Source organism: Pseudomonas linyingensis, assembly GCF_900109175.1.
Taxonomy (GTDB): Bacteria; Pseudomonadota; Gammaproteobacteria; order Pseudomonadales; family Pseudomonadaceae; genus Geopseudomonas; species Geopseudomonas linyingensis.
Map to the genome: position 1 here is coordinate 141,787 of NZ_FNZE01000009.1, position 26,887 is coordinate 168,673.

Genomic DNA, 26,887 nt, shown 5'->3' on the forward strand with positions numbered 1-26,887 from the left:
CTCCCGCCTGCGGGGAGCGACGTTCAGCGTTGCTCTAGGCTACCTGCCCCTGTTGCAGGTAGCGCTCCAGTTCGGCAAACGGCATGGCCTTGGCGTAGAGGTAGCCCTGGAAGGCGTCGCACTGGTTGCGGCTGAGGAAGGCCGCCTGTTCGGCGGTCTCCACGCCTTCGGCCACCACCATGAGGTCGAGGTGGTGGGCCATGGAGATGATGCCCTGGGTGATGGCGGCGTCGCGGCGGTCGCTGATCAGTTCGTGGACGAAGGAGCGGTCGACCTTCACCTTGTCGATGGGCAGGTCCTTCAGGTAGCTGAGACTGGAGTAGCCGGTGCCGAAGTCGTCCAGCGCCAGGCCGACGCCCAGGCCCTTGAGTTCGTGGAGCAGCTCGATCGCCCGCTCGGTATTCTTCAGCAGCACGCTTTCGGTGATCTCCAGCTCCAGCAGGTGCGCCGGCAGGCCGCTGTTGTCCAGGGCGCGGCGCACGGTGTCGACGAAGTTGCTGCGCAGGAAGTGCACGGCCGAGATGTTCACCGAAACCGCGCCGTGGGCCAGGCCCTTGTCGAGCAGTTGGCGATTGTGGCGACAGGCCGTATCCAGTACCCACTGGCTGATCTGGATGATCTGCCCGGTGTCCTCGGCGACCGGAATGAACTGCATGGGCGAGATCATGCCGCGCTCGGCATGCGGCCAGCGCAGCAGCGCTTCGCTGCCGATCACCCGTCCGCTGCGCGCATCGATCTGCGGCTGGTAGTGCAGCTCGAAGCTCATGGTCTCGATGGCTTTCTGCAGCTCGTTGCGCAGGGTCATGCGCTCGCTGACTTCCTGGTTGAGGTGCTCGGTGTACCACTGGTAGTTGTTGCGGCCGTGCTGCTTGGCCTGGTACATGGCCAGGTCGGCTTCCTGGATCAGCTTCATCGGCTGCTCGATGTCGCCGTCGCTGAGGGTGATGCCGATGCTGGCGGTGACGTGCAGTTCCAGTTCGTTGAAATGGTAGGGGCGGGCGATGCTGCGGATCAGCCGCTCGGCCACCAGCAGCACGTCCTCGCCATGGGCCAGGTCGGGCAGCAGCACGACGAACTCGTCGCCGCCGAGGCGGGCGAGGGTGTCGCCAGGGCGGATCTGCGCGCCCATGCGCTGGGCGACCTCCACCAGCACCTTGTCGCCGATCGCGTGGCCCAGGGTGTCGTTGATCGGCTTGAAGCCGTCGAGGTCGATCAGCATCACCGCCAGTTCCCGCGAATAGCGCCGGGCGATCTGGCAGCCCTGCAGCAGGCGGTCTTCCAGCAGCGATCGATTGGGCAGGCCGGTGAGCACGTCGTGGCTAGCGTTGTAGGCCAGTTCGGACTCGAAGCGCTTGCGCTCGGAAATGTCGTTCTGCACGCCGATGTAGTGGGTGACCACGCCGCGCTCGTCCGGCACCGGAGCGATGTACAGGTCGTTCCAGAAGGCGCTGCCATCCTTGCGGAAGTTGCGCAGCACCACATGGGCCTCGCGCTGTTCGGCCAGACAGCGACGGATTTCGGCGATGCCCGGCTGGTTGGTCTGGCTGCCCTGGAGGAAGCGGCAGTTGCGGCCGAGTACTTCTTCCTTGCGAAAGCCGGTGATGCGCTCGAAGGCCTGGTTGGCGTAGATGATCGGCTGATCCGCAATGCGTGCATCGACGATCAGCACGCCGTTGTAGCTGGCTTCCAGGCAGCGTTGCAGCAGGGTGGTGCGGGTGTTGCTGTGGTTCAGCCGTTCGTGCGCGCTGGCGCGCTCCAGGGCGTAGCGAATGCTGCGTCCGAGCAGGCGACCGTCGAACTGGCCCTTGACCAGATAGTCCGAGGCACCCAGGTCGAGGGCGCGGGCGTCGAGATCGCTGTCGTCCTGGCCGGTGAGGAGGATCAACGGATGCTGGATGCCGCGGGCGCTGGCATGGCGCACCAGCTCCAGGCCGGAGTCGGCGCCCAGCCGGTAGTCGATCAGGTACAGGTCGTGGGCATCGCTGTCGATGGCGTTGAGGCCGCGTTCGAAGCTGTCCACCCAGTCCAGCACGTAGTGCAGGTTGCCGGCCTCGCGCAGCAGATCGCGGATGATCAGGAAGTCGTCCTCGTCATCCTCGATCAGCAACAGGCGCAGTGGGTGCTCGGGCAGGCTCATGAACGGGGCGGCTCCGATGGTCATTCGATGGTTTCCAGGCAGTAGTCGCCGAGGCTGCGGACCACGTCCAGCAAGCCGTTGAAACTGGCCGGCTTGCTTATGAAGGAGTTTACCCCGTCCGCGTAGCTGCGGCGGATATCCTCCTCGTCGCAGGAGGTGCTGAGCATGACCACCGGGATGTCGCGCAGCCGCGGTTCGGCCTTGAGCGCGCGCAGGGCTTCCCGGCCATCCATGCGTGGCATGTTCAGATCGAGGAGGATCAGGCCCGGTCGCGGGTAGCGCTGCGAGTCGTCGTAGGGCGGGCGATGGTTCAGGTAGTCCAACAGCTCTTCGCCATCATGGACGAAGTCCACCCGGTTGGCTGGCCGGCTTTCGCTGAACGCCTCGCGGGTGAGCAGGCGGTCATCGGGGTCGTCCTCGGCAATCAGGATGGTGACTGGCAGGCAGCGCGACATGACTTCACTCCTTGTCTGACGCGGGAAAGGTGAGGCGAAACAGGGCACCCCCGCCCGGCTGGCTGCTGGCGCTCAAGCGGGCGAAGTGACGCTCGGCGATCTTCTTGACGATCGCCAGGCCGATGCCCGTGCCGGGGTACTCCTGACGACTGTGCAGGCGCTGGAACGGATTGAAGATGCGGTCGAGGTATTTCTCGTCGAACCCCACGCCGTTGTCGCTGACGCACAGGCTCCATTCGCCAGTCGGCTGATTTTCAGCATAGATGCGGATGTTTGGCAATTGACCCGGCTTATGGAACTTGATCGCGTTGCTCAGCAGGTTCTGCAGCAACTGGCGGATTTGCGACGGGTCGCCGTCGATGGTCGGCAGTGGCTCGCGCTCGATCTGCGCGCTGCTGCTCTCCACGGTGCCCTCCAGGTCTTGCAACACCTCGTCGAGCACCCGGTCCAGCTCGAGGCGGATGAACGGCTCACGACGCGTGGCAACCCGCGAGTAGGCCAGCAGGTCGCGGATCAGCGCCTGCATGCGGGTGGCGGCCGAACTCATGCGCGTCAGGTAGTCGCGGCCTTGCTCGTCGAGGGTGTCGGCACGGGTCTGCAGGCGCTCGGCAAAGGTCTGGATCTTGCGCAGCGGCTCCTGCAGGTCGTGGGAGGCGACGAAGGCGAACTCCTGCAGCTCGCGATTGCTGCGCTCCAGCTCGGCGAGGATGTTCCGGTGTTCGATGGCAATGGCTGCCAGTTGGCTGGCGGTCGCCACCAGCTCCTCCAGTGTGTTATCCACCCGCAGCGGGCCGCGCTGGTAGATGGCGAAGGTGCCGAGCAGGCTGCCGTCGCCAGCCAGCAGGGGAGTGGACCAGCAGGCGTGCAGCCCTTCTTCGGCGGCCAGTTGGTGCATGCCCTGCCAGCGCGGATCGTTGGCAATGTCGGCGACCAGCACCGGTTGGCGCAGGAAGGCGGCACTGCCGCAGGCACCCATGCCCTCGCCGATGCGCAGGCCCTCCACGGCCTGGTTGTAACGCTCGCCCAGTCTGGGCGCGGCACCGATGGTCAGGCGCTGACGGCTGTCGTCGACCAGCAGCACCGAGCAGATCACCTGGGGGTTGCGTTGCTCAATGAGCAGGCAGAGTTCGCGCAGGATCTGCTCCAGAGGCTGCATGGTCGAGATCATCCCCATGATCCGCCGCTGTGCGGCGTCGTACTGCTGCTGCTCCTGCAGGCGCTGCGCCTGTTGCTGGGCGCGCCAGGCCAGGCGCAGACCGACCATCAGGAAAAAGCTCAGTGCCAGGCCGCAGAGCAAGACGAGCAGCGCCAGGTACTGGCCCGAGGCGTAGATGTGGTGACGGTCGAGGTGGGTGCGCAGGGTCCAGGCGGACGTTTGCGGCAGGCCTAGCGGCTGCAAGCCAATCGGGATGATGTCGCCTGGCGAGTCATTGTCGAGCGAGGTGTACAGCAACAGATCGCCCTCGTGGACATCGAAGACGAACTCGCCGAGGTGGTCGCCCAGAACACGGTGCAGTGTGTCATTCACGGCCAGGCTGGCGACCAGCAGCCAGCCTTCGGCGCCCGGCAGGCTGAGAGGCACGGCGATCAGCGCTTGAGGCGGATTGCCGGAACGCGCCAGCGCGGGGCTCAGCCGGGTGGTGCGCCCGCTGCGCACGTCGTGCAGCCAGGCCCGGCGCTGTGGGTCGGCGAGAAACTCCTCGAGCCAGAGGCGGGCAGCGGGCAGGCGCAGCTCGTTGCGGCGCACCTCCAGGTTCGCGTCGACGATGGCAATCAGGCCTAGATCGGGCAGGTCACGCAGGTAACTGCCGGCCTCCAGCTGCCAGAACGAGTTGGAAGGCAGGCTGCCGATGTTCTCCCAGCGTTCGGCCATGCGCCGGATCAACGCCAGGCGGGCAGCGAGCGTGTCCTCGGCGGAGTCCTTGATGCGATTGAGCAGCAGCTGGCTCTGCTCGGAGATGAGAGTGATGTTCTGCAGGTTTAGCAGATACCAGCCGAGCGTCGACAGCAGCACACCGAGCGCGCCCGCCAGCAGAGTGCGGCGGTCGCAGGGCGGCAGTTTCGGCCCGCCGCTCTGGCGCTGGAGCAGCCATGCCCCCAGGCCGGGCAGCAACAGCAGGCTGAGGATCGCCAGCAGGCTGCCGTCGGACAGCAACTGTTGCCGGCCGAGCCCTGACGTCGGCAAGTGAGTCGAAGGTTGCACCAGAAGATCGAACAGGCTGACGACGGCAACCGCCACGAGGGTGAACGCCAAGGTATACAGGTAGGCTTGGAAGATCAGGTGACGATTTTTCATCGGCAGCAATGCTGTCCCGCGTTGTAGTTATCGCGAGCGATCATGTCTGCTTCGATGATGGGTGACAACCGGCGTTTGCGGTCCTGCGCAGGCAGGAATGGGGCGAGTGTCAGCCTGTGGGGGGCGCTGCAGTCGGGCGCAGCGGCGGGAAGTCGTCGGGGGTGATGGTCTCGCGCTCCAGTAGCAGTCGGGCGCCTTCGTCCAGATCGGCGCGGCGTTGCTGGAGAATTTCTCCGGCGCGGCGGTAGGCCTTGTCGATCAGCTGGCGCACGGCCAGGTCGATTTCCCGCGCGGTCTGCTCGGAATAGTCCTTCTCGCGCATGGCGATCACGTTGTCGCCGAGAAAACTGTTGCCCTGGCGCTCCAGCACCGCCTGGCCGAGGTCGGCGCTCATGCCGAAGCGGGTGACGATCTGTCGGGCAATGTCGGTGACCTTGGCGAGATCGTCGGCGGCGCCGGTGGATATCTCGCCGAACAGCAGCTGCTCGGCAGCACGGCCGGCGAGCAGCACCACCATGCGGTTTTTCAGCTCGCTGAAGGTGATCAGGAAGCGGTCGTCGGTCGGCCTCTGCAGGGTGTAGCCGAGCGCACCGATGGAGCGGGGGATGATCGATACCTTGTGCACCGGGTCCATGCCCGGGAGGCTGCTGGCGACCAGCGCGTGGCCCATCTCGTGGTAGGCCACCACCTCGCGCTCGTGGGGCTGCAGCAGGCGACCGCGGCGTTCGGCGCCGGCGACGATGCGCTCGACGGCGCGGGTGAAGTCGTCCATGGCCACCTTGTCGGCGCTGCGACGGGTGGCGAGGATGGCCGCCTCGTTGACCAGGTTGGCCAGGTCGGCGCCGGTGAAGCCGGGGGTGATGCCGGCGACCTGGTCGAGGTCGACGTCGGCGGCGGTCTGCACGCGCTTGATGTGTACCTTGAGGATGGCCACCCGTCCCTTGCGGTCCGGACGGTCGACCACGATCTGGCGGTCGAAGCGGCCGGCGCGCAGCAGCGCCGGGTCGAGGATTTCCGGGCGGTTGGTGGCGGCCAGCAGCACCACGCCTTCGCGCGGGTCGAAGCCGTCCAGTTCGGCGAGCAGTTGGTTGAGGGTCTGCTCCTTCTCGTCGTTGCCGCCGAAGGCGCCCACGCCACGCATCTTGCCCAGCGCATCCAGCTCGTCGATGAAGATGATGCAGGGCGCCGCCTGACGCGCCTGCTCGAACAGGTCGCGGACCCGCGCGGCGCCGACGCCGACGAACATCTCGACGAATTCCGAACCGGAAATGGAGAAAAATGGCACGCCGGCCTCGCCGGCCACCGCTTTGGCCACCAAGGTCTTGCCGGTGCCGGGCGGGCCGACCAGCAGGATGCCCTTGGGAATCCGTGCGCCGAGGCGGCTGTACTTGGGCTGGTCTTTGAGGAAGGAGACGATTTCCTCCAGCTCGGCCTTGGCCTCGTCGATGCCGGCGACATCGTCGAAGGTCACCCCGGTGTCGCGCTCCACGTACACCTTGGCCTTGGACTTGCCGACGCTGACCAGGCCGCCGAGGCCCTGCTTGTCGGTCAGACGGCGGAACAGGAAGCTCCAGAAGGCGAAGATCAGCACCAGCGGCAGCAGCCAGGACAGCAGGTTGGAGAGGGCGGTGTTTTCCCTGACCGCGCTGAACTTGGCGCCCGCAGCGGACAGCTCCTCGGCCAGCGCCGGATCGACGCGATTGGTGACGAAGCTGCTGCGGTTGTTGATCGGTTCCAGCAGTTTGCCGCTGATCTGCTGGTTGTTGATGCTCAGCTCGCTCAGCTTGCCCTCGTTGAGCAGCTTGAGAAATTCGCTGTAGGCGATCGGTTCGACCGCCTGGCGCTCGGCCCACCAGCCCTGAAACATCAGTAGCAGGCTGAAGGCCAGCAGGAAGTACCAGGCGTTCCACTGAAACTTCTTGTCCATGCTCTACCTCGGTTCGCACGTTACCCGCCTGTGCAGGATAGACCCAGCACACCGGGGAGGGCGTGAGGTGACGCCCGCCATCCTCAGGCCAAGCGGCAGAGCCTGCCTGCGTATTACGCTATTTAACATAATGAAATTGGTATTGGGCGCCGATGCATTTTCGCTCCGTGCATAACCCGGTAATCAGCAGGCAGGGGGAGGGGCGCGCTCAAGGTGGATGGCGAGTGGAGGGGCAAGCAACGCGGGCGTCAGGGCTTGAGCAGTCGCCGTACTGCGCCGAGCGGTCGCGTATTCAGCACGTCCCTGGCTTCCAGCCAACCGCGTCGCGCCTGACCGATCCCGAAGCGCAGCCCGGCGAATTCCAGGGTGCTGTGGGCATCCGAACTGATCGCGATGGGCACACCCTGGTCGCGCGCCTCGCGGCAGTGCAGGTCGTCGAGGTCGAGCCGCTCCGGCTGGGCGTTCAGCTCCAGAGCGCAGCCGCGCTCGCGCGCGGCGGCGATCAGCGCGGAGAAGTCGCAGTTGATCGGTGGTCGCTCGCCGAGCAGGCGGCCGCTGGGGTGGGCGAGGATGCTGAAGTGCGGGTGCTCCAGGGCGCGCAGCAGGCGGCGGGTTTGTTGCTCCTTGGTGAGCGTGAAGGCGCTGTGCACGGCGCCGACCACCAGATCGAGGCGAGCGAGGATGCTGTCCGGCAGGTCGAGGCTGCCGTCCTCGAGAATGTCCACCTCGATGCCCTTGAGCAGGGTGATGCCGGACAGGCGTTCGTTGAGGGCGTCGATCTCGTCGATCTGCCGGGCCAGGCCGTCGGCGTCCAGGCCATGAGTGATAGCCAGGTGGCGGGAGTGGTCGGTGATCGCCAGGTACTCCAGCCCCGCGGCCTGGGCGGCGAGGGCCATTTCCTCAAGGCTGTTGCGCCCGTCACTGGCGCGGGTATGCGCGTGCAGGTCGCCGCGCAGGTCACCGAGTTCAACCAGATGGGGCAGGCTGCCGGCCTGCGCGGCCTCGATCTCGCCACGCGCCTCGCGCAGTTCCGGGGCGATCCACGGCAGACCGAGGGCCTGGTAGATCGACGCCTCGCTGTCGCCGGCGATGCGCTGCTTGCCGCGGTACAGGCCGTATTCGCTGATCTTCAGGCCGCGCTCCTGGGCCATGCGGCGCAGGGCGATGTTGTGCGCCTTGCTGCCGGTCAGGTAGAGCAGCCCGGCGCCCCAGGACTGCGGCGACAGCAGGCGCAGGTCGACCTGCAGGCCCGAGTGCAGGCGCACACTGGCGCGGGTGGTACCGGCGGCCAGCACGCTGGCGACCTGCGCATCGCCGGTGAGGCGCTGGATCACCGGGCTGCCTCTGCGCGCGCTGACCAGGATGTCCAGGTCGCCCACGGTATCGCGGCAGCGGCGCAGGCTGCCGGCGGTGGCCACCTCGATCACTCCCGGCACTTCGCGCAGATCGGTGAGCAGGCGCTCGGCTATCGGCGCCACGCGGGCCAGCAGCCAGCGCTGCGGGGTATGCAGCAGCAGCTCGACCGACTGCAGGAGTTTTTCTTCGCTGCCCTCGCCGAACCCGTGCAGCTGGCGAATCTGTCCGCTGCGGGCGGCCCGATGCAGCTCGGCCGGGGTCTGGATGCCCAGTTCGTGCCACAGGCGGCCGACCCGCCGCGGGCCGAGGCCGGATACCTTGAGCAGTTCGCGCAAGCCGGTCGGGACCTCACCACGCAGTCGCTGGAGTAGGGCACAGCTGCCGGTGCTGGCGATTTCGCCGATCTTGCCCGCCAGGTCCTCGCCGATGCCCGGCAGTTTGGGCAGTGCCTTACCGCTGGCCAGCAGGCTGGCGATGTCCGGGGCGAAGGCCTGCAGGGTGCGAGCGGCGTTGCGGTAGGCGCGGATGCGAAAGGGGTTGGCCGCCTCCAGTTCGAGAATGTCGGCGATTTCCTCGAGCACCGCGGCGATCTCGGCATTGCTGACCGTCACGGCCCGCCACTCCGTGGCCAGGCCAGGGCAAAGGAGCCGTCGTGCTGGATGTGGATGCCGCAGCCGAAGTTGGCACACTCGCGGGCCAGGGTGTCGTAAAGCCAGCGCTGGTCGACGCCTTCGGCGTGGTTGATGCGCAGGCGCTGGAGGATGGTCGGCACCATCTCCAGCGCCTGCAGGCGACCGTCGTCGTGCAGGCGCACGAAGTACAGCAGACCCAGGTCGCCGCGAAAGGCGGCGTGGCTCTCGATGCCCTCGTAGTCGTTGAGGCGGTCGCCGCAGCCATAGAGGATCAGCCGGTCGCGATGTACCTCGAGTCCCTTGATGTGGTGCGAGGAGTGGCCGTGGACCAGGTCGACGCCGGCCTGCTCGATCAGGCCGTGGGCGAAGGCGCGCTGTTCGTCGGGAATCGCGAAGCCCCAGTTGTCGCCCCAGTGCAGCGATACCACCACACGGTCGCCGCTCTGTCGGGCGGCGCGCACCAGGCTGGCGACATGGGCCAGGCTGCGCGGCGACAGGTCGTCCAGCCTGGCCACGCCGGCCTGGTGCGGCCCGGCCGCCCACCAGGCCGGAATGCCGCTGTCCGGCAGGCCGAAGGCGAACACCAGCAGTCGCCTGCCACCGGGCAGGGCCAGCACGGCCGGGGCTTCGGCCTGGGTGCGGTCGAGGCCGGCGCCAGCGCTGGGCATGCCATGGGCGGTGAGGGTGTCCAGTGTGTCGCGCAGGCCGGTTTCGCCCCAGTCGAGCACGTGGTTGTTGGCCAGCACGCAGCAGTTGATCCCGGCGGCGCGCAGTAGCGGGAAGTTTTCCGGAGTCATGCGGTAGTTGATGCCCTTGGGCTCCGGGCGGCCATGGCGGGTCACCGCGGTTTCCAGGTTGATCAGGCGCACCTGGGGCTGACGGCGCTGCAGCTCGGCCAGCGCATCGCCCCACACGTAGGCGAAGTCCACCGGATGCTCGATGGGCCCGCAGCGTTGCTCGGCCAGCGTCACGTAGTCGCGGGCGTCGTGCACGTAGTCTTCGTACAGCCGTGGGTCGCCTGGGTGCGGAAGTATCTGGTCGATGCCGCGGGCCGGCATGACATCTCCGAGGAGAAACAGACTGAGCGGGGGATGCACGCTGGCCATGGGAGCCTACCTTGCGGCGGTCGATCCACCGCCGGGACGATCAGAGTGGTTGTCTCCCTGGATTAATGTTCGGTCTGCCCGTTGCCGGCAGGTCCGTCCTGCTGTGGATGAGCATAGCTCTGCCGCAGCGCGCCATTGATCGTATCCGCTGGCTGCTCGTCGGCGCTGCCGGCCGGCTGGTCGGCGAGCAGCTCCATGGCCTGGTCGGGTCAGCCCACGGGCGGCGCAGAGCAGGGGTAGGGCGATACTCCACTTCGCGCTCATCGCTGCACGCAAGCGTATGCAGTCCGTGTGAGTTAGGCGCAGAAAGACAGGGCAGGTATCGCCGGAGGCGGAACCCTGCCCGGAGCCGGGCAGGGTTTGGCGGGGTCAGCTGGACTTGATATCGATGGTTTTTTCGGCCTGTTTCGCCTCGGGCTTCTTGGGCAGGGTCAGGGTCAGAACACCCTTACTGAAGTGCGCCTCGATCTTCTCGGGGTCCACACCATCGGGCAGGCCGAAGGTGCGCTGGAAGGAACCGTAGTGCCGCTCGGAGAGGTGGTAGTCCTTCTTCTTTTCCTCGCGCTCATCGGTCTTTTCCCCCTTGATGGTCAGCGCGCCGTTGCTCAGCTTGATCTGGATGTTCTTCTCGTCCATGCCCGGCAGTTCGGCGGTGATCTCGAAGGCATCATCCTTCTCGATGATGTCGACGGCCGGCATGCCGGCGAAGCTCAGCTCGCGCCGCCAGAACGGCTCGATATCGAAGCTGCTGCGGGAAAAGGGCAGGTGCCAGCCGCGGTCGAAATCCTCGAACAGCCGGTCGACCTGGCGGCGCAGGCTCTCCAGCGGGCGCAGGGCGGTTGGCGTTGGGCTGGCGGCTTTGGTCGATTTGTCTTCGGTTTCCACAGGGATCTTCTTGTCGGTCTGGTTCATCGCGGACTCCTCCAAAATGGCCTGACGTGGCCTTACGTGGCCGGGTGGGAATTGCCCCCCCAATTTCGAACGGCGCGGGGGCGTGCGCCTTGACTTTCATCTAGCTGCATATGAGCTACTCGTCTGCCAGCGCCGCCGCGCACAACCCGCACAGCTGCTGCAGCCGCTGCACATCCTTGAGCAGTACCTCTCGACCGCGGATCTCCACCAGGCCCCTGTCGCGATAGCGGGTGAACAGGCGGCTGACGGTTTCACTGGTCAGGCCCAGGTAGTTGGCGATCTCGCAGCGGCTCATCGGCAGGATGAAGTTCTGCGCGGAATAGCCGCGCAGGAGAAAGCGCTGCGACAGTTCGAGCAGAAAGGCGGCCAGGCGCTCTGCGGCGGGTTTGCGGGTCAGGCGCAGCTGTTGGTGATCGGCATGGATGGCTGCGCTCATCACCCACAGCAGCTCGGCGCGCAAGTGTGGAATGCTGCCGGCCAACTCTTCCAGGCGGGCCAGCGGGATGCTGCAGACCATGCTGGTTTCCAGCGCCACGGCAAATCCCGGGTGGCTGGAGGCGCCCATACCGTCGAGGCCGAGAATCTCGCCGGGCAGGTGAAAACCGGTGATCTGTTCTTCACCTTCGCGGCTCAGCAGGTAGGTCTTGAGTGCGCCACTGCGCACCGCATGGAAGTAGTGGAGCGGGGTGCCGGCATCGAACAGCGGTTCGCCCTTCTGCAGGGGACGGCTGCGCAGGATGATGCCGTCCAGTTGCTGCAGTTCACTGCCTTGCAGGTTGGCCGGAAAACAATGCGGGCGAATCGAGCAGTCGCGGCAGTTGATGCGCTCTCGCGAGCACCGACCGGAAGGCGACAGCGCGTTGTTTTCGGGTATCAAAACAAGCTCTCCCGGATGCCAGATGGGTGGTGAGCAATTTCCAGTCTAGGTCATCGGCGAAAAACGGCCGCTCCTGACCATGATCAAGTTCGCCGCCGGTCTGGTGGTCTAGCTTGATAAGGATTGCATGGCGGGAGAGGCGGCGATGCGTGTGGTTCCGAGTATTTGCACGTTCTGCGGGGTTGGCTGCGGCATCGGTCTGCGGGTAGAGGGGGCCCGGGTGGTCGGTGTCGAGCCGCAGCCCGGTCATCCGGTCAGCCAGGGTCAGCTGTGCAGCAAGGGTTGGTCGACCAGCTTCGCCATCGACACGGCCGGCCGTTTGACCCGTCCGCTGATCCGCGAGGCGGCAGGCTTGCGCCCGGCCAGCTGGGACGAGGCGCTGCAGCGGGTGGCCGGCGCCTTTCGCGAGGCGCTGGCCGAGGGGGGGCCGGGCGCGGTGGGGGTGATCAGCTGCGCGCGGGCGACCAACGAGGACAACTACGCGGCACAGAAATTCGCCCGGGCCGTGCTGGGCAGCAACAACGTCGACCACTGTGCGCGCATCTGCCACAGCCCCTCGGTGGCGGGGCTGACCCTGACCCTCGGCTCGGGGGCGATGACCGGCAGCATCGCCGATATCGACAGCGCCGACCTGATCCTGCTGATCGGCGCCGATGCCAGCGAGAACCACGCGATGATCGGCGCGCGCATCCTCCGTGCCCAGGCGCGCGGTGCGCGGCTGGTGGTGGTCGATCCGCGCCGCACGCGGCTCGCCCGCCTGGCCGAGCAGCACATCCAGCTCAAGCTGGGCAGCAACATCGCCCTGCTCAACGGTCTGCTGCAGATCATCTTCGCCAACGGCTGGGAAAACCGGGCATTCCTCGACGCGCGCTGCGAGAACGTCGAGGTCCTGCGCCAGCATGTCGCCGGCCTGACCCCTGAACTGACCAGCGCGCAGACCGGCGTGCCGGTGGCCGAGTTGGAGCGGCTGGCGTATACGGTCAGTCACGCCAAGGCCGCCTTCATCGCCTACGGCATGGGCATCACCCAGTTCCAGAGCGGCACCAACAACGTGGTGGCGGTCTCCAACCTGGCCCTGGTGTGCGGCCAGGTCGGCCGTCCCGGCGCCGGCATCAACCCGCTGCGCGGGCAGAACAACGTGCAGGGCGCCTGCGACATGGGCTGTCTGCCCAACGTCTATCCCGGCTATCAGCCGGCCGACAGCAGCGAGGTGCAGGCCAAGTTCGCCCAGGCCTGGGGCGTGCCGATGCCGCAGGCGCCCGGGCTGACTTCGCTGGGCATGACCACGGCGGCGCTGGCCGGCGACTTCAAGGCGCTGATGATCATGGGCGAGGAGCCGGTGCTTACCGACCCGGACCAGCACCACGTCGAGCACGCCCTGCGCGCGCTGGACTTTCTGGTGGTGGTCGAGCTGACGATGACCGAGACGGCCAAGCTGGCCGACGTGGTGCTGCCGGCGGCGTCCTTTGCCGAGAAGGACGGCACCTTCACCAACTGCGAGCGCCGGGTGCAGCGCATCCGCCGCGCGGTCAACCCGCCGGGAGAGGCCTGGACCGACTGGCAGATCCTCGGTGCACTGGCGGCGCGCATGGGCTATCTGGGGATGATCTGGGCGGATGCCGAGGCTATCTTCGACGAAATGGCCGCGCTGACGCCGCTCTTCTCGGCCATGAGCTACCCGGCGCTGGATGCCCACCACGGCCTGCACTGGCCGTGCGATGCGGCCCATCCGCAGGGCTCGCCGCGGCTGCATGCACAGAGCTTCCCACGTGGCCGCGGTCGTCTGCTGCCGGTGTCGCAGGTCGACCCGGACGAGTGTCCGGATGCCGACTATCCGTTCTTCTTCACCACCCAGCGCCTGCACTTCCATTACGGCGGCGGCTCGATGACCCGCAAGTCGCCGCTGCTGGAGCGGGAAACCCCGGCGGGCCTGCTGTTCATCCATCCTCAGGATGCCGCCGACCTGCATCTGCACGACGGCCAGGGCGTGCGCCTGCGCTCGCGGCGCGGCAGCCTGGAAACCTGCGCCCAGATCACCGACGACATGCCCCCCGGCACCCTGTCCATGCCTTACCACTTCCGCGAGGCGCCCTGCAACATCCTGACCAACAGCGCCCAGGACCCGCAGAGCAAGATGCCGGAGCTGAAGGCCTGCGCCGTGGCCATCGAGCCGCTGCCGCCGGGCGTGGCGCCGCGCTCAGCGGATGAACTGAACAAGGAGGCTGGCTATGGTTCCTTCTGAGTCGCGCCACTTCGACCTGACCTGTTGCGAGCTGGACAGCGTCGAGCGTCTGCGCGCCCACCTCGCCGGCGGCCGCACGCTGTACGAAGTGCGCGAGGACGGCCAGGGCGGGCGTCACTGGCAGGCGCTGACGGCCGACGATCCCACCCCATTCGTGGCGCAGACCGAGCCGCCGCCGTTTGCCGCCAAGGCGTTCTTCTTTGCCGAGCGCGAGGCGGTATTCCGCTTCGACGGCGAGCGTTTCGTCGCCATCGAACCCACGGCGCCTGCGCAGGTGCTGTTCGGTCTGCATGCCTGCGACCTGGCGGCCGTCGCCTATCAGGACCAGTTCTTCGCCGCGGATGCGCACTATCAGGCTCGCCGTGCGGCGGCGCTGCTGGTCGGGCTCGACTGCCGACACAGCTGCAGCCAGGGTTTCTGCACGCTGGTGGATAGCGGCCCGGAGGTACGCGCCGGTACTGCCGACCTGATCCTGCTGCCCACCGAGGCCGGCTGGCTGCTGCTGATTGCCTCGGTGGCCGGCGCCGCGGCGGTCGCCGACCTTGCCCTGCCGGCCGCCAGCCGGGACTGGCCGGCACAGCGGGTGGCCCATCGTCAGCAGGTGGCCAGCGAGCAGGGCGACGGGCAGTGGCTGCAGGACGGTATCGCCGCGATCAATGCCGCCAAGGTCAGCGCGGCGACCTGGGAGAGTCTTGGCCTGCGCTGCCTGGTCTGTTCCGGCTGCACCACGGTATGCCCGACCTGCTCCTGCTTCGCGCCGCTGGAGCGCAAGCTGCCTGACGGCAGCATCGAGCAGGAGCGGGTATGGGATTCGTGCCTGTACGAGGGCTTCCAGAAGGAAGCCAGCGGCCACAACCCCAGCGCCTTGGCGGGGCAGCGCGTGCAGCGTTTCTGGCAACACAAGTTCGGCGAGGGCTTTCGCCAGACCTTCGGCCGCTATGGCTGCGTCGGCTGCGGGCGCTGCGATCACGTCTGTCCTGGTGGCATCGGTGTGCATGCTGTCATGCGCAAGGTAGGCAAGCCATGCTCGAACTGACGCCGCGGGCGCTGCGCCTGCTGGACTTCTACGCCGACGGCCAGGATAGCCGGCACTTTCGCCTGCGCATCGACGCGCCACAGCCCGGGGATCTGGCGGTGATTCCCGGGCAGTTCTTCATGCTCGGCGTGCCCGGCTTTGGCGAGGCGCCGTTCACCTATGTCAGCCCGCCGGACGAGGGTGGCGAGTTCAGTGCGCTGATCCGCAGCAGCGGCCGCTTGACCGCTCGCCTGTTCGAACTGGAGTCGGGAGCTTCGCTCGGTTATCGCGGCCCGTTCGGCAAGGGTTGGCCGCTGCTGCTCGGAGCGCGGCGGGTGCTGGTGGTCGCCGGCGGTTGCGGCCTGGCGCCGTTGGCCGGCTGGATCGAGGAGGCCCTGCACCATGCGGCGCCGCTGCAGTTACGGGTGCTGTACGGCGCGCGCAGTGCCCCTGCCCAGGTGCTCGGCCGCGAGCGGGAGCGCTGGCGGCAGGTCCTGCCGCTGATCGAAACCCTCGAGCACGGCGGGCCCGAGGCGTTGCGTGGCTCGCCACTAGCGCAGCTGGATCGCCTTTTCGCCGAAGAGCAGCCGCAGGTAGTACTGTGCTGCGGCCCGGAGGCCTTCATGCTGGCCATCGCCAAGACCTGCGTGCGGCGCGGTGTGGCGGCGGACAACGTCTGGCTGTCGGTGGAGCGCCGCATGCACTGCGCGGTGGGCCTGTGCGGGCATTGCTACATCGCCGACAGCTATGCCTGCGTCGACGGGCCGACCTATCGCTATGATCACTATCTGCAGCTGCTCGCGCACGGCAATACCGGCCACGCTGGCGGCGAGTTGGGGGTGGGGCCCTGTTGAGATGCCAGCCCGTCTCGCTGGACTGCGGGCCCGGGCTGGTGTTCGGAGGGGTGGATTTGCAGGCAGCCTTTGCCTGCCTCAGCTCTTATCTGCCGTAGTCGCCGAAGTCGGGCGTGGTGATCGGCAGGCTCGGGGTGGTCACGCTGTTGAATGCCTCCAGAGCCTCGCGCCAGTCTTCGGGAGCTGTCTGGGCTTTGGCGCCATACATGCTCAGGCGGTGGAGAATGTCCGACATGGCGACCATGCCATGCAGCTCGCCGTCGGCGCCGATCACCGGCAGACGCCGGACCTTCTTGTCCGCCATCATGTGCAGTGCCTCGTGCACATCGGTGTCGTCATGGCAGGTGTACAGGTCGTGCTGGCCGGTCAGCTCGCCGGCCTTCAGCTCCCACAGTGGCTTGTGCCGCTGCGCCGCTGCCAAGGCGATGTCGCGGTCGGTGACGATGCCGACCGCATGATTGCTCTGGTCGACCACGGCGATGGCGCCGCAATCGTGCTGCGCCATCATTTCTGCCGCCTGCTCCAGACTGTCGCCGGCATGGCAGCATTGCGCCGGCGCATGCATCACTTCACTGACGTTCATGATCCTGCTCCTCGCTAAGCGGGCGCGCAGTCGTTCCCGGGGCGCTGACCGCATGGACCGAGAACTCATCCTCCGGATGAGCATGGATACATCGACCATTAAACGCGCGTGGTGGGGGTTCGGCAACGACCGTCGGACGCCTCGCCTAGACTGTTGGAGACGCTCTCAATTTCATCAGGAGGCCGCGATCATGGGCGAAGCACAACCGCCGCTCCAGCGCAGCATCAGCGTAGATATGGAGGATGCCCTGCTGCAGGGCGAACTGACGCTGCCGGAGGGTGCCGAGGGACTGGTGCTGTTCGCCCACGGCAGCGGCAGCAGCCGTTTCAGTCCGCGCAACCAGATGGTGGCGCGCTATTTCAACGACCTCGGGCTGGCGACCCTGTTGTTTGATCTGCTCACCGAGGACGAGCAGGACGTCGACGAGGTGACCCGCGAGTTCCGTTTCGACATCCCGCTGCTGGCGACCCGCCTGGCCGGGGTGGTCGACTGGCTGCAGCAGGACGAGCAGCTGCAGGAGCTGGCGATCGGCCTGTTCGGCGCCAGCACGGGCGCGGCGGCGGCGCTGATCTGCGCGGCGCAGCGCCACCAGGCGATTGCCGCAGTGGTGTCCCGCGGCGGGCGTACCGATCTGGCCGGCGAGGCGCTGGGGCAGGTGCGGGCGCCGACCTTGCTGATCGTCGGCGGCGAGGATGATCAGGTGCTGGCCCTCAATCGCGACAGTGCGCGGCGCCTGGCGGGCATCCAGCGCCTGGAAGTGCTGGCGGGCGCGACCCACCTGTTCGAGGAGCCAGGCAAGCTGCTGATGGTGGCGGAGCTGGCAGGGGAGTGGTTCCTGCGCTATCTGCGCCGGATCTGAGCATTCGGGGGTTATCTACCGATTGGGCAGGATCGCCGTTGTGCCAGCGCCGATGACTGCGGACGCGCAAGGCGGGGCAGATCGAAGTCTTGCGCGGCAGACATTCCCTGGCGGTGCAAGCCGCTCAGTCTTCGTCGACGACCGGGTTGCTCAGGGTGCCGATTCCCTCGATTGACACCTCGACCAGGTCGCCGGCCCTCAGGTATGCCTTGGGTTCTCTCGCGAAGCCGACACCGGCCGGGGTACCGCTGACGATCACGTCGCCCGCCTGCAGGGTCATCGCCTCGCTCAGCGTGGCAATCAGGGTCGCGACATCGAACAGCATGTCGCAGGTGTTGGCCGACTGCACCACCCTGCCGTTCACCCGGGTCTCGAGGTGGAGACCCTTGCCACCGGCCGGCAGTTCGTCCGCGGTGACCAGCTCCGGACCGAATGCGCCGGTGTTGTCGAAGTTCTTGCCCACCGTCCATTGCGGCGACTTGAACTGGTAGTCGCGCACCGAGGCTTCGTTGAACAGCGTGTAACCCGCCACGTGCTGCAGCGCCTCCTCCTTGCGGATATGCCGTCCGCCGCTCTTCAGCACCACCGCCATCTCGCCCTCGTAATCAAGAGAGTCGGAGAGGCGCGGACGCACCAGCGGTTGATTGTGCGCAGTCAGGCAGGAGGCGAAACGCGCGAAAAAGGTGGGGTAGTCGGGTTGGACAAACGCCGCCTCCCGTGTGTGATCGGCATAGTTGAGGCCGACGCAGATGATCTTGGGCGGCTGTCGCATCAGGGGCAGCCAGGCATCCGCCGCCACCTGCACCAGCGGCCCTTGCGCTTCCCTGGCGTGGTGCAGCAGATCGACGCCTCGCGCCAGCAGCGACTCCAGGGATTCGCTGCCGAGGACCTGCACCCCTTCGGCGCGGCGCACGCCGAGAACGGGCTCTCCCTGGTGGAGAAAATGGACATAGCGCATGGGAGAGATCTCTTGTCGTTACAAGTCGCGCAGCGATGCATCCCGGCCCGTGATGGACGGGCCGGGATGCAGTGGTCAGCCGCGGTGTAGCACGTACTGGCCAGGGGCGGGTTCCAGCGGCATGTAGTCGCTCGATCCGAGGCTGATGGTAGCCTGGCCGCGCTTGCCGGCACGCTTGCCCAGCCAGTCGATCCAGTCGCCCCACCAGCTGCCCGGCTGCTCGACGGCACCTTCCAGCCATTGCTCCGGATCGCCCGGCAGCGCCTCGTTGGTCCAGTAGCTGCGCCTGTTCTTCGAGGCCGGATTGATGACCCCGGCGATGTGCCCGGAAGCGCCGAGGACGAAGCGGGTCGGCCCTTTGAGCAGGCGGCCGCTGGTGAAGGCGCTGCGCCAGGGCACGATGTGGTCCTCGCGGGCACCGACCAGGTAGGTCGGCATGTCCAGTTTGGACAGGTCGAGGGTTTCGCCGCAGACCTGGAGCTTGCCGGTCTTCAGCTCGTTCTGCAGGTAGGTGTGGCGCAGATACCAGCAGTACATGGCGCCGGGCAGGTGGGTGTGGTCGTTGTTCCAGTACAGCAGGTCCAGGGAGCGCGGCTTCTGGCCCTTGAGGTACTTCTCGACGCCGTAGTTCCACCACAGCTCGTTGGGGCGCAGCAGGGAGAAGGTGTTGCCCATGTCCTCGCCGCGGAACAGGCCGAATTTGCCCTGAGCCCCACCGATGGTGTGCTCGCGGTAGCGGACGACATCCTCGTCGATGAAGGTGCTGAGCACCCCGGTGTCCTCGAAGTCGAGGAGGGTGACCAGCAGGGTCAGGCTGGCCGCCGGCTTCTCGCCGCGTGCGGCGAGTACGGCCAGTCCGCAGGCGAGCAGGGTGCCACCGACGCAGTAGCCGAGCAGGTTGAGCTGCTTCTCGCCGCTGATGGCCTGGGTGACCTTGATCGCCTCGAGGATGCCCTGTTCCACGTAGTCGTCCCAGGTAGTACTGGCGAGGCTCTCGTCGACGTTGCGCCAGGACACCAGAAACACCGGATGGCCCTGTTCCAGGGCATGGCGCACCAGCGAGCTTTCCGGCTGCATGTCGAGGATGTAGTACTTGTTGATCGCCGGCGGCACCATCAGCAGCGGACGCTTGAACTGCGTTTCGCCCTGCGGTGCGTACTGGATCAGCTGGAACAGCGGGTTCTGGTAAACCACCTGGCCCGGGGTGGTGGCCAGGTTGACGCCGACCTCGAAGGCGCCGCTGTCGCACTGGCGCAGCTTGCCTTCCTTGAGGTCGCTGGCCAGGTGCAGCAGGCCGCTGAGCAGGCTGGCTCCGCCGGTCTGCACCACGCGCTCGAGGGCTTCGGGGTTGCTGCTGAGGTAGTTGCTGGGCGCCCCGGCGGCGATCAGCTGCTCGACCAAGAAGATCAGGCGCTGACGCAGCTTGCCGGACTCGATCGGCAGCTCGTCGATCAGGCGCATCAGGAAGCGTGAATTGAGCAGGTAGAGCGCGGCCAGCGAGCCGAACATTGGCTGGTTCCAGGCATTGCCGGCAAAGCGCGAGTCGCTGAAAGCGAAGGGTTGCCGGGTCAGCAACTGCATGCCCAGTTGCGCCCATTCGCCGTTGTATTCGGCCTGCAGACGATCGAGGACGGCAGCGTCGACCTCGAACCAGGCGTCAGTGTTCTTGCCCTGGAACCAGGGGCTCTGGCGTACCCAGAAGCGCAGTGGCTCCAGTGCAGCGCGGGCGACGAAAGGCAGGTTGGCCGAGAAAAAGGCCATGAAGGGCGGGGGGTTGTTCATTCTTGTATCCGCTATCTGGAGGGTAGCTGTTTCATGCAGGAAGCGCCCCTGAACTGGTCGTTGTGCCGATGTTGGGGCGCGCTGCAATTGCACCACTGTGGAGTAGCGGTGCTTGCAGGGAAGGGAATTTAGGGCGTAGTCCCTGGAAGTGCTTAACATCTCGGGACATTCGCTTTTCATTGCATGACAGGCGGGTGGTGATCGCGGAGGAAGTGGCACTTGAACCATCGGCGCGGAGGTCGAAAACAACCCGGCCCGCGCAAGGCGGGCCGGGCGATGTCACCTGTATCAGTCCCGTTGCAGGACGTACTGGCCGGGGGCCGGTTCCAGCGGTGGGTAGTCGGCGGAGCCGAGGCTGGCTTCGGCCGGAGCGCGTTCGCCGGCAAACTGGCTCAGCCAGGTATTCCAGTCGCCCCACCAGCTGCCCGGATGCTCTTGCGCAGATTCCAGCCAGCTGTCCGGATCCATCGGCAGTGCGTCGTTGGTCCAGTAGCTGCGTTTCTTCTTCGCCGGAGGATTGATCACGCCGGCGATATGGCCGGAGGCGCCGAGGACGAAGCGGGTCGGGCCCTTGAGCAGGCGGGTGCTGGCGTAGGCGCCGCGCCAGGGCACGATGTGGTCCTCGCGGGTACCGACCAGGTAGGTCGGCATGTCCAGCTTGGTCAGGTCGATGGTTTCGCCGCAGCACTGCAGCTTGCCGGTCTTCAGGTCGTTCTGCAGGTAGGTGTGGCGCAGGTAGCCACAATACATCGGGCCGGGCAGGTGGGTGCTGTCGTTGTTCCAGTACAGCAGGTCCAGCGAGCGCGGCTTCTGGCCCTTGAGGTACTTCTCGACGCCGTAGTTCCACCACAGCTCGTTGGGGCGCAGCAGGGAGAAGGTGTTGCCCATGTCCTCGCCGCGGAACAGGCCGAACTTGCCCTGTTTCCCGCCGATGGTGCGTTCGCGGTAGCTGACGATCTCTTCGTCGACGAACACGTCGAGCACGCCGCTGTTCTCGAAGTCGAGCAGGGTGACCAGCAGGGTCAGGCTGGCCGCCGGCTTCTCGCCGCGTGCGGCGAGTACCGCCAGGCCGCAGGAGAGCAGGGTGCCGCCGACGCAATAGCCGAGGATGTTCAGCTGTTCCTGGCCGCTGATGGCCTGGGTGACCTTGACCGCCTCGATGATGCCCTTTTCGACATAGTCGTCCCAGGTGGCGCTGGCGATGCTCTCGTCGGCATTGCGCCAGGACACCAGGAACACCGAGTGACCCTGCTCCAGGGCATAGCGCACCAGCGAGCTTTCCGGCTGCAGGTCGAGGATGTAGAACTTGTTGATCGCCGGCGGCACGATCAGCAGCGGGCGCTCGAACTGCGTTTCGCTCTGCGGCGCGTAGTGGATCAGCTGGAACAGCGGGTTCTGGTAAACCACCTGGCCCGGGGTGGTGGCGAGATTGACGCCAACCTCGAAGGCGCCGCTATCGCACTGGCGCAGCTTGCCTTCCTTCATGTCGCTGGCCAGGTGCAGCAGGCCGCTGAACAGGCTGGCACCCTGGGTCTGCACCACGCGCTCGAGGGCTTCGGGGTTGCTGTTGAGGAAGTTGCTCGGTGCGCCGGCGGCGACCAGTTGCTCGACCAGGAAGCTCATGCGCTGACGCATCTTGCCGGATTCGATCGGCAACTCGTCGAGCAGGCGCATCAGGAAGCGCGAATTGAGCAGATAGAGCGCCGCCAGCGAGCCGAACAGCGGCTGGCTCCAGGCGTTGCCGGAGAAGCGCGAATCGCTGAAGGTGAACGGTTGCTGGGTCAGCAGCTGCATGCCCAGTTGTGCCCATTCGACGTTGTACTCGGCCTGCAGGCGGTCGAGTACGGCCCCCTCCACCTCGAACCAGGCGTCAGTGTTCTTGCCCTGGAACCAGGGATTGTGACGCACCCAGAAACGCAGCTGTTCAAGAGCCGCCCGGGCGACAAAGGGCATGTTGGCCGAGAAAAAGGCCGAGAAAGGTGAAGAGGGTGGGGAGTTTTCCATCTCAGTGTCCGCTATCCAGAGGCTGCAAGTTGTCAGAGCCTGTTCACGATCCCAGTGCAGCATGGCCGCCGCACTGCAGATCGTGAACAGGCTCTCCGGCCGGTAGAGGCCTGCACCGGCATGGTCATTGACCACGCCGGTGCAGTAAACCTATCAGCGTTCGACCGCGAGGGCGACACCCTGACCACCGCCGATGCACAGGGTAGCCAGCCCCTTGCTCAGGTCGCTGCGCTGCATCTCGTGCAGCAGGCTCACCAGGATGCGGCAGCCGGAAGCACCGATCGGGTGGCCAAGGGCGATGGCACCGCCGTTGACGTTGATCTTGGCGGCATCCCAGCCCAGCTCCTTGTTGACGCTCAGGGCCTGCACGGCGAAGGCCTCGTTGGCTTCGACCAGGTCGAGCTGCTCGATGTCCCAGCCGGCCTTTTCCAGGCACAGGCGGGTGGCGGCAACCGGGCCGATGCCCATGATCGCCGGGTCGACGCCGGAGCTGGCGTAGGCCTTGACCTTGGCCAGCACCGGCAGACCCAGTTCAGCGGCCTTCTTCGCGCTGGCCAGCAGCACCACGGCGGCGCCGTCGTTGAGGCTGGAGGCGTTGCCGGCGGTGACGCTGCCGTCCTTCTTGAAGGCCGGACGGAGCTTGCTCAGGCTGTCATAGGTGGTGTCGCCGCGCGGCTGCTCGTCGGTGTCGAACACCAGCGGATCACCCTTGCGTTGCGGGATCAGGATCGGAGTGATCTCGCTCTTGAAACGGCCGGACTCGATGGCGGCGGCGGCCTTCTGCTGGGAGGCGGCGGCGAAGGCATCCTGCTGCTCGCGGCTGATCTCGAAGCGGGCGGCCAGGTTCTCGGCGGTGACGCCCATATGGTAGTCGTTGAAGGCATCCCACAGGCCATCCTGGATCATGCTGTCGACCAGTTCGGCATGCCCCATGCGCAGGCCGGTGCGAGCCTTGGGCAGGACATAGGGGGACAGGCTCATGTTTTCCTGGCCGCCGGCGATGATCAGTTCGGCATCGCCGCAGCGGATGGCCTGCACGGCCAGTTGCACGGCCTTGAGGCCCGAGCCGCAGACCTTGTTCAGGGTCAGTGCCGGCACCTCATGGGGCAGGCCGGCCTTGATCGCGGCCTGGCGAGCGGGGTTCTGGCCGGAGCCGGCGGTGAGCACCTGGCCGAGGATCACTTCGTCGATGGCAGACGGCTGCACGCCGGTCTGCTCGAGGATCTGGCGAATCACCGCGGCGCCCAGGTCGGGAGCGGAGATCGAGCTCAGGGCACCCTGGAAGCTGCCGATGGCGGTACGGGTAGCGGCGACAATCACAACATCATTCATGGTGATACCTCTGCTGCAAACACAATCAAGGGAGGAGGCGGCTGCCCGGGGGAGCGATTGCCCGGGCAGTCGCCGAGGTCGGCTGAGCGGGCCGGGTCAGGCCATGTTCAGACCGCCATTGACCGAGAAGTCGGCGCCGGTGGCGTAGGCGGCCTCATCGGAGGACAGCCAGGACACCATGGAGGCGATTTCCTCGGGCTGGCCAAGGCGGCCAACCGGAATCCCGGCAACGATCTTCGCCATCACGTCTTCACGGATCACCGCGGTCATATCGGTGAGGATGTAGCCGGGGGAAACAGTGTTGACGGTGACGCCCTTACTGGCCACTTCCCGCGCCAGGGCCATGGTGAAGCCATGGATGCCGGCCTTGGCTGCCGAGTAGTTGGTCTGGCCGAACTGGCCACGCTGACCGTTGACCGAGGAGATGTTGATGATGCGGCCAAAACCACGCTCGACCATCGAGTCGACCACCTGCTTGGAGGTGTTGAACAGGCCGTTGAGGTTGGTGGAGATCACCGCGTTCCAGTCTTCCGGAGTCATGCGCTTGAAGGTGGTGTCGCGGGTGATACCTGCGTTGTTGACCAGGATGTCGATCTGGCCGACTTCCTCGCGTACCTGGGCGAAGGCACGCACGGTGTCGTTCCAGTCGGTGATATCGCTGGTCATGCAATGAAATTCGTAGCCTTCCTGGCGCTGTTGCTCCAGCCATGCGTCCTTGCGGGTGGACTGCGTGCTGCAGCCGACCACGACGATATAGCCGTCGCGGTACAGGCGCTGGCTGATCGCCGTGCCGATACCACCCATGCCGCCAGTTACCAGTGCAATACGCTTGTTGTTGTTGGTCATGCTCGGTCACTCCATCGAATGTTTGAAAAGCTGGATAAAGCTTGCCGGTGCGCTCGGGTCGTGCGGTGCCCGTGCATCTGACCGGCGATCGGGTTCGTTCTGTTCAGGCCCGATGTGACTACCTTGCTGGGGGAATATTGCGTTTTCTTGACGGGAAATCGCGTGGATGCTCCCGACGGCCGCTTCACCTCCTGTTGCTCTGCAAAAATGCTGTCTGGGTCCATGTCCATAGGCATCGTCACGCGAAACATAATGGACACAAAAAAATGGTAAGGCTAGCTGTCTCGGTAGTGATTTCTGCGGTTCACCTCCTTGTGCGTAGCGGGTGGCGGGCTGAAAATTATTTTTGTGCAGTGCAAAAAAATAGTTGCGCATCGCGCCAGAATCGCCAAGAATGAAATTGCAGGTCGGGTGCATGGGTACACGACAGCATGGTTTTTCAGCCTTTCTCATCCTCAGGAGATTCATCCATGACCTTCTTCGATTCGGAAAAACTGCAGGCGACCCAGAAGTCCAATCTCGAGCTGCTGCAGCAGATGAACAGCAAGTTCCTCAAAGGCATCGAGCAGATCAGCCATCTGCAGATCGCCACCCTGCGTTCGGCCAGCGAGGAAACCTTCGCTACCGCCAGCAAGCTGCTTTCCGCTCGTGACCCGCAGAGCTTCACCGAAGTGTTCAGCTCCCTCGCTCATCCGGCCCAGCAGGCCGAGCGCCTGATGGACTTCAACCGCAAGGTCTACGACCTGCTGTCCAGCACCCAGGCCGACATCGCCAAGCTCAGCGAGCGTCAAGTCGCTCGCAACGCCCAACAGGTGCAGGAGCTGGTAGAAGAGATTGCAAAGAATGCGCCAGCTGGCTCCGAGTCGGCGGTAGCAGTGCTCAAATCTGCCGTAGAAACTGCCGGTAGCGTCTACGAGAGCGCCCAGAAGACCGCCAAGCAGGCTGCCGAAATCGCTGAAAACGGCATCACTGCCGCAGCCACCGCTGCCGGCCAGGCGACCCGTGAAGCCACCAAGGCTGCGGGTGCCGCGCGCAGCAAGTAAGCGCTAGGGCTGTTGAAAGGAGAGGGGAGTCGCTTGTCAGTGCCGCAAGGTGCTTGATGAGCGACTCCCTTCTTGCATCAGGCGTTCGCTCCCGGCAGGCACTTGGCACTTGTTGGTGGGGACAATGGCGGTGTGACCCGCTATGCGTTGCCCGGATGCGGGCACGCGTGCAATGGCCCGGGTTGTTCGGCCTTGCACGCATCTGGTGCGAGGTGCTTCAAGACCGTTCAGGCCTTGTCGTCATCTTCGCTCTTCTTGTCCTTGTCACTGCGCCCCGGGGTGCCCGGAAAGCCAGGGAACATGCCGAACAGGTTCTGCGTGTTCAGGTACAACTGCTTGGACTGCTCCACATACTGCCCCATCAGATCCTGCATCACCGGCAGTTGGCTGCGCATGTAGTCGCTCCATGCTTGGGAGGACTGTTGCCCGGTTTTCGCCTGGATATCGACGACCGCCTGGATGCTCTTTTCCAGGTAATTGCCAAGCATGCCCTGGAAGGGGCCATAGAACCGGATGATCCCCCTGAGCATGTCGCTGGAAAAGATCGGCTCGCCGTCGCTTTCGGCTTCCTGAATGATCTGCAGCAGGATGCTGCGGGTCAGGTCTTCGCCGGTCTTGGCATCCAGCACCTGGAAGGGTTCTTCGTCGATGACCAGCTGGCGGATGTCGTGCAGCGTGATATGCGTGCTGGTCTGCGTATCATAGAGACGGCGGTTGGCGTACTTCTTGATCAGGCGGACCTGGTTCTGATCAGACATGCTGCGGACTCTCGCGAACTGGGGATGTCAGTCATGTTACCCCAAACCACCGTGCGCTGGACCGGCCAGTGCTGATACTGCCACCACATCAGGGGCGGGAGCCGGTGCCGCCGAGACAGGAATACGTGCGCCGCGAAGCACGCTGCGCATCCACACGAGATATCCTTCAACTACGCTGCCTTGGAGCCAGCGCGCATTCTGCGCTGGTCCATAGCTGATCAAGCGAAGGAGTGGCCTCATGTTCAAGCGTGCATTTTCCCGCCGACTGGCCGTACTGCTTGCGGCATCGCACATGCTGATGGTCGTTCAGGTGCCGGTAGCGCAGGCGTCGATGATAGGCACCACTGAAGTCGTGCAGGCGCAGCAACAGCAACTGGATCGCCAACAGCTGTTGGCCATGCTCGATGACCAGGATGTGCAAGGCAAGCTGGCTGCCCTGGGTGTCGAGCGCGATCAGGTCGAGCGGCGTATACAGAGCCTGACCAATGCCGAGCTGGCTCATTTCAACCAGCAACTGAGCGAAGCACCTGCCGGTGCGGGTGCCGGCGGTATCCTCGGGATCATCGTGCTGTTCCTGGTGATCTTCATCATTACCGACATGCTGTGCGCGACCAACGTGTTCAAGTTCGTCAACTGCATCAATCGCTGAGACCGCAAGCGTTCGGCTGTGACCCTGCAGCTGTGGCAAATGCACACAGCTGCAGGAGGAATCCGTTCTGGCGAAGTGGAAGAGAGGGGCTGTTGCTCCAAGAGACTTGTGAATGCGCGAAACATAAACTATTTGGATTTGAAACTTTTAGTTTTGATGAGCTTTAAGCGTTAGTTTAACTTGGCGCGCCAAAAAAGTCATCATTTTCCTCCTTGGTGTCCGGTATTGCTCGCCTTGCTATTCCAGTGAGAAATATAAGTGGCC

Annotated in this window: 23 protein-coding genes; 6 read left to right on the forward strand and 17 right to left on the reverse strand. The window is 65.5% G+C overall.

The features are described from left to right. Positions 1–34: 34 nt before the first annotated feature. The 9 genes from BMZ19_RS12700 to fnr form a co-directional block, all read right to left on the reverse strand. On the reverse strand, positions 35–2,161 hold the full coding sequence (locus tag BMZ19_RS12700) for a putative bifunctional diguanylate cyclase/phosphodiesterase (protein ID WP_342028243.1): 2,127 nt from the start codon (positions 2,159–2,161) through the stop codon (positions 35–37). Further along, on the reverse strand, positions 2,158–2,592 hold the full coding sequence (locus BMZ19_RS12705) for a response regulator (RefSeq protein WP_090311445.1): 435 nt from the start codon (positions 2,590–2,592) through the stop codon (positions 2,158–2,160). The genes BMZ19_RS12700 and BMZ19_RS12705 overlap by 4 nt, the downstream gene beginning before the upstream one ends. A 4-nt stretch (positions 2,593–2,596) precedes the next feature. After that, positions 2,597–4,888: a sensor histidine kinase gene (locus BMZ19_RS22665; RefSeq protein WP_244517193.1), complete on the reverse strand. Its 2,292-nt coding sequence runs from the start codon at positions 4,886–4,888 to the stop codon at positions 2,597–2,599. A 109-nt stretch (positions 4,889–4,997) separates the two neighbouring features. Further along, positions 4,998–6,815, reverse strand: a complete 1,818-nt coding sequence (gene ftsH, locus BMZ19_RS12715) for an ATP-dependent zinc metalloprotease FtsH (RefSeq protein ID WP_090311447.1) — start codon at positions 6,813–6,815, stop codon at positions 4,998–5,000. 248 nt (positions 6,816–7,063) lie between these two features. Further along, positions 7,064–8,782 carry a DNA polymerase/3'-5' exonuclease PolX gene (gene polX / locus BMZ19_RS12720; RefSeq protein ID WP_090311449.1) on the reverse strand — a complete coding sequence of 573 codons (1,719 nt, stop codon included), beginning with the start codon at positions 8,780–8,782 and terminating at the stop codon, positions 7,064–7,066. After that, positions 8,779–9,909 (reverse strand): CapA family protein, encoded by a 1,131-nt coding sequence (locus BMZ19_RS12725; RefSeq protein ID WP_090311451.1) that lies wholly within the window; start codon positions 9,907–9,909, stop codon positions 8,779–8,781. The genes polX and BMZ19_RS12725 overlap by 4 nt, the downstream gene beginning before the upstream one ends. A gap of 62 nt (positions 9,910–9,971) precedes the next feature. After that, positions 9,972–10,106 carry a hypothetical protein gene (locus BMZ19_RS22815; RefSeq protein ID WP_280142158.1) on the reverse strand — a complete coding sequence of 45 codons (135 nt, stop codon included), beginning with the start codon at positions 10,104–10,106 and terminating at the stop codon, positions 9,972–9,974. 172 nt (positions 10,107–10,278) lie between these two features. Next, positions 10,279–10,821, reverse strand: coding sequence for an Hsp20/alpha crystallin family protein (locus BMZ19_RS12730; protein WP_090311452.1), 543 nt, complete (start codon positions 10,819–10,821; stop codon positions 10,279–10,281). A gap of 115 nt (positions 10,822–10,936) precedes the next feature. Further along, a complete protein-coding gene (gene fnr, locus BMZ19_RS12735; protein ID WP_280142159.1) occupies positions 10,937–11,698 on the reverse strand; it encodes a fumarate/nitrate reduction transcriptional regulator Fnr in 762 nt (253 codons plus the stop codon). Between the two features lie 145 nt (positions 11,699–11,843). On the opposite strand from fnr, the gene fdhF reads away from it, so the two are divergent. From fdhF to BMZ19_RS12750, 3 genes are read left to right on the forward strand one after another with little or no spacing between them, the layout of a single operon-like run. Then, positions 11,844–13,940 carry a formate dehydrogenase subunit alpha gene (gene fdhF, locus BMZ19_RS12740; RefSeq protein WP_090311454.1) on the forward strand — a complete coding sequence of 699 codons (2,097 nt, stop codon included), beginning with the start codon at positions 11,844–11,846 and terminating at the stop codon, positions 13,938–13,940. Further along, positions 13,927–14,976, forward strand: a complete 1,050-nt coding sequence (locus BMZ19_RS12745) for a 4Fe-4S dicluster domain-containing protein (protein ID WP_244517195.1) — start codon at positions 13,927–13,929, stop codon at positions 14,974–14,976. The genes fdhF and BMZ19_RS12745 overlap by 14 nt, the downstream gene beginning before the upstream one ends. Further along, positions 14,964–15,809: an iron-sulfur cluster-binding protein gene (locus BMZ19_RS12750; protein ID WP_090311456.1), complete on the forward strand. Its 846-nt coding sequence runs from the start codon at positions 14,964–14,966 to the stop codon at positions 15,807–15,809. The genes BMZ19_RS12745 and BMZ19_RS12750 overlap by 13 nt, the downstream gene beginning before the upstream one ends. Before the next feature lie 85 nt (positions 15,810–15,894). On the opposite strand, the gene BMZ19_RS12755 is transcribed toward BMZ19_RS12750, so the two are convergent. Beyond that, positions 15,895–16,392, reverse strand: coding sequence for a CBS domain-containing protein (locus BMZ19_RS12755; protein WP_170847757.1), 498 nt, complete (start codon positions 16,390–16,392; stop codon positions 15,895–15,897). Between the two features lie 190 nt (positions 16,393–16,582). Between BMZ19_RS12755 and BMZ19_RS12760 the strand changes: the two genes are divergently transcribed. Next, complete coding sequence (locus BMZ19_RS12760) at positions 16,583–17,251, forward strand: dienelactone hydrolase family protein (protein ID WP_170847758.1); 669 nt, start codon at positions 16,583–16,585, stop codon at positions 17,249–17,251. A gap of 124 nt (positions 17,252–17,375) precedes the next feature. On the opposite strand, the gene BMZ19_RS12765 is transcribed toward BMZ19_RS12760, so the two are convergent. The 6 genes from BMZ19_RS12765 to BMZ19_RS22165 all read right to left on the reverse strand — a co-directional run bounded on the left by BMZ19_RS12765 (position 17,376) and on the right by BMZ19_RS22165 (position 24,641). Next, positions 17,376–18,209 (reverse strand): fumarylacetoacetate hydrolase family protein, encoded by an 834-nt coding sequence (locus BMZ19_RS12765; protein ID WP_090311461.1) that lies wholly within the window; start codon positions 18,207–18,209, stop codon positions 17,376–17,378. 75 nt (positions 18,210–18,284) lie between these two features. Then, positions 18,285–19,991: a class I poly(R)-hydroxyalkanoic acid synthase gene (gene phaC, locus BMZ19_RS12770; protein WP_090311464.1), complete on the reverse strand. Its 1,707-nt coding sequence runs from the start codon at positions 19,989–19,991 to the stop codon at positions 18,285–18,287. Positions 19,992–20,279: 288 nt separating this feature from the next. Then, positions 20,280–21,995, reverse strand: coding sequence for a class I poly(R)-hydroxyalkanoic acid synthase (phaC, locus tag BMZ19_RS12775; RefSeq protein ID WP_090311468.1), 1,716 nt, complete (start codon positions 21,993–21,995; stop codon positions 20,280–20,282). 153 nt (positions 21,996–22,148) lie between these two features. Then, positions 22,149–23,327 (reverse strand): acetyl-CoA C-acetyltransferase, encoded by a 1,179-nt coding sequence (locus tag BMZ19_RS12780; protein WP_090311469.1) that lies wholly within the window; start codon positions 23,325–23,327, stop codon positions 22,149–22,151. A 96-nt stretch (positions 23,328–23,423) separates the two neighbouring features. Further along, positions 23,424–24,173: an acetoacetyl-CoA reductase gene (phbB, locus tag BMZ19_RS12785; RefSeq protein ID WP_090311470.1), complete on the reverse strand. Its 750-nt coding sequence runs from the start codon at positions 24,171–24,173 to the stop codon at positions 23,424–23,426. Positions 24,174–24,179: 6 nt separating this feature from the next. Then, a complete protein-coding gene (locus tag BMZ19_RS22165) occupies positions 24,180–24,641 on the reverse strand; it encodes a hypothetical protein (protein WP_139214672.1) in 462 nt (153 codons plus the stop codon). Positions 24,642–24,643: 2 nt separating this feature from the next. Between BMZ19_RS22165 and phaP the strand changes: the two genes are divergently transcribed. Beyond that, a complete protein-coding gene (gene phaP / locus BMZ19_RS12790; RefSeq protein WP_090311471.1) occupies positions 24,644–25,216 on the forward strand; it encodes a TIGR01841 family phasin in 573 nt (190 codons plus the stop codon). A 227-nt stretch (positions 25,217–25,443) separates the two neighbouring features. Here the strand turns inward: phaP and phaR are convergent, their stop codons facing one another. Beyond that, complete coding sequence (phaR, locus tag BMZ19_RS12795) at positions 25,444–25,974, reverse strand: polyhydroxyalkanoate synthesis repressor PhaR (RefSeq protein WP_090311472.1); 531 nt, start codon at positions 25,972–25,974, stop codon at positions 25,444–25,446. Between the two features lie 238 nt (positions 25,975–26,212). Between phaR and BMZ19_RS12800 the strand changes: the two genes are divergently transcribed. After that, positions 26,213–26,623, forward strand: a complete 411-nt coding sequence (locus BMZ19_RS12800) for a PA2779 family protein (protein ID WP_090311473.1) — start codon at positions 26,213–26,215, stop codon at positions 26,621–26,623. The last annotated feature ends 264 nt before the right edge of the window (positions 26,624–26,887 follow it).